We start from the raw sequence: 8,313 nt of genomic DNA on the forward strand, positions 1-8,313 counted from the left end.
TGCACTCTCTCTTCATAGATCTAATTCATCCTTCACTCGAACCTCGACTCCAGCATCGCGAAGGTAAACCTTCACCTGATCAATAGTGAAGGTTCCAAAATGGAATACGCTCGCAGCAAGTAAACCTTGGACCTTGAGCCTGGCTCCAGCCAAAAAATCCTCAAGGCTCCCTACCCCACCAGAGGCGATGACTGGCACATCGGTCTCGGCGAGTACTTTGGCATAGAGTGCTTGATCATAACCTCCGAGGTGGCCATCCCGATCCATCGAGGTCACCAAGAGTTCGCCAGCACCTTCGGCCTGCACACGCTCGAGCCAAGCCGACAGCTCGATCCCGGTCGGACGGGTTCCACCATGAGTAACCACTTCAAAGCCGACCTCATTTCGGCGTACGTCTATAGCCACAACCACACATTGGTCCCCGAAGACGTCAGCAATCTCCCTAATAAGTGTCGGATTGCGAACCGCCGCAGAATTCACAGCAACCTTGTCGGCGCCCATCCTCAAGAGAGCGCTCGCCACCGAGAGTGAGTCGACCCCGCCACCGACGGTAAAGGGTATGAAGACGCGCTCGGCTACTCGAGCGACAAGATCGACGATGGTTGTGCGATCCGATCGAGTAGCAGCAATATCTAAGAAGACGAGCTCGTCAGCGCCAGCCTCACTGTAACCACTCCCCATCGCCACTGGATCTCCGGCATCTCTCAGCTCGACGAAGGAGACTCCCTTGACCACTCTGCCATCGGCAACATCTAGGCACGGGATAATTCTTACCTGTTGCACGCCTGTAACCCCTCTAGCACAGAGAGCGTTCCTCGGTAGAGCGCGGTTCCAACGATTGCCCCCTCCAGGTAGCCGGCCCCAGGAGCAATTGCAGCGAGATCCTCAAGGTCCTTCACGTCCCGGATTCCTCCGGAGGCGATGAGAGCGATGGGATAAAGTGTCACTAGATGCCTGTAGAGCTCCAAATCCGGTCCACTCGCCATCCCGTCTCTAGCCACAGGCGTTATCAATTGGGTCACGAAGCCCGCTTGAGCGAACTCATCTACAGCCTCCTCAAGTTGAACACCGCTGGTTCGTCGCCAAGCGTCAACCACAACCATCGGCTGAGCCTCTTGCATACGAAAGTCAAGTGAAACCACCAACTTGGGGCGCAGCTCTAGATCGATGTCTCTAACCCAGCTACCAGGCTGCAATGCTGACGTACCGACGATAACACGGTCAACCCCTAAGCTGAGCAGAGTTGAGACCATACCCAAATCGCGTATGCCTCCTCCTAGTTCAACCATAACATCGTGTGCCCGTGTCAAGGAGATGCATTGGCGAAGCGTTGCTAGGTTGCTTCGGTCCTCGGGATCTCTAGCTGCATTGAGATCAACTAGATGCAAGCCATCGATCCCTTGTATCAGCAACCGCTCGATCACCTCTATCGCGGAGCCAAAGTTGGTAGATTTCGCGTAGTCACCTTGTGAGAGACGGACCGCCTGTCCATCGAGCATATCTATCGCAGGTAGAAACCTCATCGGCTATCCGCCTCATCGGTCAATGCACTAGCAAGAATATTAAGGCCAGTATGCGCAGATTTTTCGGGATGGAACTGCACTCCAAGCAACGACCCACGAGCAACCGCCGCCACATAGCGGGTGCCATAGTCCTCCCAGGCGACGGCATCCACGCTCTCTCGCACCGCGAACGAGTGCACGAAGTAGACCCAGGGATCATCGGGTACAGCTGCAAACATCATCGATCGCGGTTCGTCGATGATCAGCCGGTTCCACTGCATCTCAGGCAGGCGCACATCTGGTCGCATGCGCTCTACCCTTCCGGGGAGGATGCCAAGACCAGGTTCGCCGGACTCGTCCGAACCCTCAAACAGCAGCTGCATGCCGACACAGATGCCGAGCAGCCACTGACCGGCTTGCACTCTTTGGATGATCGCGCTCTCGAAGCCAGCCTCTCTAAGCCGCGATGCACAGGCTCCAAAGTGTCCCACTCCGGGGAGGATCGCCCGCTCGAATCCGTCTAACTGACTAGGGTCACGGACAAGAATTGCCCGATGTCCAAGATAGGACAGCGCGTTCGAAAGCGAGCCGAGATTACCTATGCCGTAGTCAAGCACCGCTACATCCATGATAGACACCACATCACAGGCGAGCGCAAGGCTAGAGCGCAGCCGCCAACAACGCGACGGCGGCTAAGTGTCTGTCTCGCGACGCAATAGTAATCGTCATCCATCAAGGAGACCCTTGGAGCTCACAACAGCATCTGAAGTTACGCGAGTCGCATCGTGAACTGTTTTTGCAAACCCCTTAAATGTGGCCTCGAGTTGATGGTGGGTGTTGCCGTCAGCGAGAGAATGTACATGCAGAGTACACCCACCATGACGGGCAAATGCAGCTAAAAACTCCTCAGCATGTTCGACGTAAAAGGCCGGTGTCCCAAGAGCCAAAGAACGATTACCGCCCAACTCGACAACCGCCATCCCACGGCCAGAGATATCGATAGCCACTCGAATCAACGACTCATCGAGGGGCACGGTGCGATCGGCAAAGCGCTCTAACCCCAACCTGTCACCAAGAGCCTCTCGAAAGGCCTGACCCAACGCAATGCCGGTATCCTCCACCAGATGATGAGCGTCGACCATCCAATCACCAGTTGCCTCCACCGAGAGTCCAAGACCGCCATGTACCCCTAGTTGGCTCAGCATATGGGAGAAGAATGGCACCGGTGTAGAGATGGAGACATCTCCACCATCGAGATCGATGGCCACCACCACCTGGGTCTCATGCGAGCTACGCTGTACCGTCGCTGATCTCAACCTAAAACCTCCTCAAGGGTAGTTATAAACCGCGTATTCTCCTCAGGTGTCCCAATGGTAACTCGCAGAGCATTCCCGACACCAGACCACTGACTCGCATCCCGAACTAGTACAGAACGAGCGACAAGCTGCTCCCACACGGTATGGGCATCGTTGACCCCCATGTCAACCAGGATAAAATTGGTCGCCGACGGATATGGTGCGAGACCCAGTGACCCCAACCGGGCTCCCATCAAGTCTCGCTCATGCGTGACCATGTGCACCATCGCAGTTAGTTCTTGGTACCAGTCGAGGGCGGTTAGCGCCACCATCTGCGTCAACGCCGATAGATGGTAGGGCAAGTAGATTGCGTAGAGTACCTCGATAACTGCTGGATCTGCGACTACATAGCCAAGACGAAGACCAGCCAACGATAGCGCCTTGGAGAAGGTGCGTACTAACGCGACGTTCTCACCACTCCATTCCGGGATCTGACGCAGATCAAAATCATGGTATGCGCGGTCTACCACAAAAAACTGGTTTGGCCTCGATGCAGGGAGCGACCGAAGTTCAGCCGGCTCAACCATGCCGGTCGGATTGTTTGGATCACAGATCACGACCAACTCGGCATCAGGATCAACCAGTCCGGCATCGACAGAACCGCTTCGATTACGGCGGCCATGTAGCAACTCCGTCCTCGTGGTAGCGGCGATCTGTGCGTACATTCCGTAGGTGGGAGCGGCGATCCACACGTTGCGCCATGGACCTCCGTAGGCGAGGAAGATCGCCTGCAATACCTCATTTGATCCATTACCGACGAAGACAGCCTCAGCACCGACTCCATGGAGACTACCGAGACGACTACGCAGCTCCCGTGCCTGACGATCGGGATATCTATTTAACGACGAACCGACCACACGGCTGGCGACATCTCGGAGAAACCCATCAGGAGGAGCCAACGGAGACTCATTGGTGTTTAGACGAACCTCGACATCGAGCTGCGGGGAGTGATAACTGCTCTGAAGTACTTGAGGAAGCGATGGGGAGAGCATCACGACCTACGCCTGATTGCAATCGACTCGGCATGCGCGTACAGGCCCTCCACCTTGGCGATCTCCTCGACCGCCCAACCAAGCTCATCGATGGCCGATGGACCTATGAGCACCGTATGCTGGCGTCGATAAAAATCTTCAAGCCCAAGTCCGCTGGCGAAACGGGCAGTGCCATAGGTAGGCAATACATGCGAAGGACCGGCCACGTAATCGCCGAACGCCGCCGTCCCATCGATACCAACGAAGGTCACTCCAGCACTTTTAACGAGAGCGGCATCCTTCTCTCCATCTTGGTAAAGCAGCTCGAGGTGCTCTGGAGCAATCAAGTTGGCAAGCTCCAATGCCTGCTCTCGCCCACGAACCAGCGCTGCATAGCCGTTGTTGGCCAACGTTGAACGGATGGCCCCAAGCCGTGGAGCCGAGTCCACATAAGCTACCAGAGCGCGGTCGACATCATGGAGATACTGCTCGTCCCATGTCACCAACCATGCCAGTCCGTGTGGTCCATGCTCGGCCTGGACCGCCAAATCGAGTGCAGCATAACGCGGATCAACAGAAGGATCAGCGATGACAACCACCTCTGATGGCCCAGCAAAGGAGGATCCTATGCCGACATCGAGTGCAACCTGTGCTTTGGCTAGAGCCACATAGAGATTGCCCGGCCCGGCAATGGTATCCACGCGCTCAATACTCTCGGTACCATAGGCGAGTGCCGCGATAGCCTGTGCGCCTCCAATTGGGTAGACCGCCTCCACGCCTGCGACAAAGGCAGCCGCCAGCGTCGGCGCGTCCACCGATCCCTCAGGCGAAGGCGGTGTGGCTACCACGATATGCTCGACGCCGGCCACGGCGGCTACGGTGGCAGTGTGTAGCACGGTCGAAGGATAACGAGCGCTCCCACCTGGGACATAACAGCCTGCTGAACGCACCGGTACGTTCCTGCGTACAACAGTTATGCCGTCCGCCGAGACTCGCGATGACGTAGGTACCTCCGCCTCGTAGACCTGTTGGATACGTCGATGAGCTACAGTCAGCGCCTGGGCGAGTTCGGTTGCTAGCGAGTGGAAGGCCTCCTCCATCTGCTCTCGCCCGAGCACCAAGGACACCGGATCCACACCATCTAGCTCCTTGGTTAGCGACCGAAGTGCCACATCACCCTCAGCACGAACTTGAGCAATGATCTGACGTACGCGGCCAACCGTCTCTTCGTCGGGAGCCGCTGGCCGTGGGATGTCATCGACCGTCAAGGTCCCCTGACGCATGCGCAAATCGACGGTCGTTAAAGCGCCACTTTGATCTGTCAAAGTCATCTTCTCCATCCAGGCTCCTTGCCACTCATCTAATCGAAAGTCAGGATATCACTTGGTGAAAGTGTAGGTACTCCAGCCTCTCTGGACGCTCAATCCATCTTTGTCTCAGCATCACCACACAGCCCCCGCGCCAAAGACGGCGACTAGAGTTCCGCCCGAGCTCGAGGGTTACTAGCTTAACTGGCAGGCTCGCCGAGAGCTCTGACCGATGCTGGAACCTCAGCAACCACATTCAAGTCAGGTGCCGGCAGGATTGATCTAAGCCTCCGACCCTCTAGAACGACCCCTGCCCAAACCGCACTCGCCCGATCGTCCGGTCCGTCATTTGGCCAGCCGTCGGAGATCTTCAACGACCACTCCTCAATCGGCAGGCTAAGTACCATCGTCTGCGCAATCTCTTTCTCGGTAGGCTGTCGAATCTCGGCAGTTCGTCCCGGTATGAGTTTCTCGGTCATAACGGTCAGAGCCCAGAGCTTTCTATCGTCGGCCACCAGTTGCGGAGTACCAAAGATGACCGCGGAGTGATATCGGATACTCGACTCAAACGCACTGCGCGCGACGATAATCCCATCAACCTGGGTTACGGCGACAGACACCTGATTCCCTTTTTTAGCCAAACGCATCCACCCCGACGCTACGGAACCGTGCATAAGCAACTGGCTCTCAAAACGTGCAATGGCGGTGGGAATAACGAGCGGCCCGTTATCTGTCTGGATCCCTACATGTCCAACCATCTGCGTATCAAGCAACCGGTGCAGTTCCGCAATATCGTCAGACCCACGGTGGCGCTCTCTAGTAAGGTCGGTGCGTGCCATCGGTTAAGCTTACCCGTTGGTCACTCTGATTGGCGAACCTGTGCCCGACCGGTTACGTCCATAGCGCAACACGGCTGCGGGCTTGTCCACCACTCGCTGTTAATCTCCCGCGCATCGAGAGGATGCTCTTAGGTGCAAACAGCGATCGAACCCGACGAGCTAATGTCGACACAGCTACGAGCCGATCAGCTCTCGCGCCTATCCGGTCACGCACAGGACCAACCGCTGTGGATCGAAGGTCAGTTGCCATCCCAGCTCCGGGCATCGACAACAAAACTAGTGATACTAGCCAGATCGGCAGCCAGTTCGAGTTGCACCAACCGCTGCTCGCGTGAGAGAATCAGACCTCTCTATGACAACATATATTCGATGTCCTCAGGAGCCTCAAGGTAACGACTAGCAAGCCTCTCGGTATCATATCCAAAAGTTGACCTCGAGAGACCGGATACAGACGCATGCGGATGCGAGTGCAGCCACGCTGTCAACAGTAGTCTTCGATATATCACCAATGAGGGCACAAGCTTGAGCATCGTCATGTCCAGATCTAGAATCCGCTTATAGCCAGTCATCCAACCCTCAATGAGCGCTAACGATTCTGGTCTAGCCTCATAAAACGAGAGCGCCGTAACAGCGTCATAGACAAACCAGCCAAGACCACAGTCGTCAAAATCGATAATCCCAACCAAGTTCGAATCGACCAGAAGAAGATTCGCCGCACGCAGGTCAGCATGGATGAGTCCGAAGCTCTGCGTATCTCGCGATGCTGTTCCAAGACGCCGATGCATCTCCTCGTAGGCGGCACCAAGACAATCGAGCAAGTGCTCATCATCCTTAGCGACCCCCAACTGCCAAGCTCCCCATCGCGGTGTGGATCCCTCGAAGGCACTTAGATCCCATGTCCATCGTGAGTCCGGTTCCCAATCATCGAGTTGGCGAGACTCTTGGACGCAGGCATGAAGTGTCGCAGTCACCTCTCCGAGCTGAGGAGCGATACGCACCATATCTTCATGGGTGGCCTCAATGCCCTCGATCAAGGAAAACAGCACATACGTCCCATCCGACGCCATCAGAATCTCGTCATCTGAGCTAGTAGAGAAGACCTCTGGAATGGCTGCCCCGATAGCCGCAGCAGCCAGTCGCATGAACCCTAGTTCTGCACGGATACTTCTAACATTGGAGTACCCGTCACGGTAGCGGCGCAGGGCAAAACCACCCGCTGGACACCGAAGCAACCAGGTGGTGTTCTCTGAGCGCTCGACCCTCACAACCCGCGCACCGGTTAGAAACGGCCACGCCCGCTGCAACTGACTCCAGTTCATCGAATCACTCTATGCGCCTCCATGTATATCCTTATCATCAATGCCGGTACATCGATCCACCAGATCAATGCATTTGGGCTCTAAAATTAGTTTTGGGTGGCCACTTCCCCGCACCGACCTGGATTAGAAACCAGCTAAGCGCCAAGCCGGCGTCAGCACACCAGCACCCAAAACTTAGACGTCCGCTGCGAAGATCAGCGATGAATTGTTGGTATTGTGTCGGTTGTCGCCAGTCGCCACGACGATCTGCTACCTCAGCAACTAAGCTGTGGATAGAGCAGCGCCACTGGCAGGCCAACCAGTCACAAAGCTATCTAAAGTCAGCTCACACCGGCAGTGTTTCACTGCCAACAACTCAATAGACCCTCTAGATCCTACAGCAACATCAATGGCAAAGGACGACCATGCATTCTGGAAGATCAGCTATCGCTCGAGTTACAGCGGTAGTCGTGACCTGGCTCTATTGACATTCATGTGGATAAACTCGCCCTTTCATAGGGTAACTTCAAGTCAATCGGTCCACAAGCTAGCATCACCAGTGCGAGGGTAGCCTTGGCGGAGTGAAACCCATACGAGCGGGCAATGATGGAGCGAACTTTGGTGTTGAGTCCCTCGACCCTTCCATTGGATACCCCAAGTCTGATGGAGGCAAGTATCCCGTCTCGATGAGTTCGGATGGTCTTTGAGAGTCGGATGAAACTCGATAGTCGTGAGCGTGAGGCTCGCTTGCACCAGTGATCGAGCATCTCATTCACCTCGTCGATCTCGAGGTCACCAGCAAAGATCGCCCGTAAGGACTCCTTCATCTCATAAGCTCGCCATAGGGCTCCCCCTCGTTGTTTGATGGCTAAGAGGGCTAGTCCTTGACGCTTGGTTAGGGTTCCTGGATTCTTCAACAGTGCCCACCGTGCCCCGGCGAACTTACGGGCAAAGGTAGGAGAGGGAAGCTTTCTCATCTCCCGCCAGAGATCCTTGCGTACCTCCTCTAGGGCCTCGGTTCCCAACTTAACCACATGAAAT

Annotated in this window: 9 protein-coding genes; all 9 read right to left on the minus strand. The window is 55.8% G+C overall.

Annotated features, from left to right (window positions below; all coding sequences use genetic code 11):
- Positions 1-12: 12 nt before the first annotated feature.
- The gene (hisF, locus tag FEAC_RS10980) at positions 13-783 is read right to left on the minus strand and encodes an imidazole glycerol phosphate synthase subunit HisF (RefSeq protein ID WP_035390242.1); all 771 of its coding nucleotides are present in this window, start codon (positions 781-783) and stop codon (positions 13-15) included.
- Positions 771-1,523 carry a 1-(5-phosphoribosyl)-5-[(5-phosphoribosylamino)methylideneamino]imidazole-4-carboxamide isomerase gene (locus tag FEAC_RS10985; RefSeq protein WP_035390243.1) on the minus strand — a complete coding sequence of 251 codons (753 nt, stop codon included), beginning with the start codon at positions 1,521-1,523 and terminating at the stop codon, positions 771-773. Before FEAC_RS10985 ends, hisF begins: the two co-directional genes overlap by 13 nt.
- The gene (hisH, locus tag FEAC_RS10990; RefSeq protein ID WP_035390244.1) at positions 1,520-2,131 is read right to left on the minus strand and encodes an imidazole glycerol phosphate synthase subunit HisH; all 612 of its coding nucleotides are present in this window, start codon (positions 2,129-2,131) and stop codon (positions 1,520-1,522) included. Before hisH ends, FEAC_RS10985 begins: the two co-directional genes overlap by 4 nt.
- 96 nt (positions 2,132-2,227) lie before the next feature.
- Positions 2,228-2,818 carry an imidazoleglycerol-phosphate dehydratase gene (locus tag FEAC_RS10995; protein WP_035390245.1) on the minus strand — a complete coding sequence of 197 codons (591 nt, stop codon included), beginning with the start codon at positions 2,816-2,818 and terminating at the stop codon, positions 2,228-2,230.
- Positions 2,815-3,849: a pyridoxal phosphate-dependent aminotransferase gene (locus tag FEAC_RS11000; RefSeq protein ID WP_035390246.1), complete on the minus strand. Its 1,035-nt coding sequence runs from the start codon at positions 3,847-3,849 to the stop codon at positions 2,815-2,817. The genes FEAC_RS10995 and FEAC_RS11000 overlap by 4 nt, the downstream gene beginning before the upstream one ends.
- Complete coding sequence (hisD, locus tag FEAC_RS11005) at positions 3,849-5,168, minus strand: histidinol dehydrogenase (RefSeq protein ID WP_052566265.1); 1,320 nt, start codon at positions 5,166-5,168, stop codon at positions 3,849-3,851. Before hisD ends, FEAC_RS11000 begins: the two co-directional genes overlap by 1 nt.
- Positions 5,169-5,335: 167 nt before the next feature.
- Positions 5,336-5,974 (minus strand): pyridoxamine 5'-phosphate oxidase family protein, encoded by a 639-nt coding sequence (locus FEAC_RS11010; RefSeq protein ID WP_035390247.1) that lies wholly within the window; start codon positions 5,972-5,974, stop codon positions 5,336-5,338.
- A 350-nt stretch (positions 5,975-6,324) separates the two neighbouring features.
- Positions 6,325-7,293 carry a phosphotransferase enzyme family protein gene (locus FEAC_RS11020; RefSeq protein ID WP_052566266.1) on the minus strand — a complete coding sequence of 323 codons (969 nt, stop codon included), beginning with the start codon at positions 7,291-7,293 and terminating at the stop codon, positions 6,325-6,327.
- A gap of 470 nt (positions 7,294-7,763) precedes the next feature.
- A partial coding sequence (locus FEAC_RS11025; RefSeq protein WP_160290386.1) for a transposase occupies positions 7,764-8,313 on the minus strand: 550 nt, incomplete at its 5' end.

It is taken from the genome of Ferrimicrobium acidiphilum DSM 19497 (assembly GCF_000949255.1).
Taxonomy (GTDB): Bacteria; Actinomycetota; Acidimicrobiia; order Acidimicrobiales; family Acidimicrobiaceae; genus Ferrimicrobium; species Ferrimicrobium acidiphilum.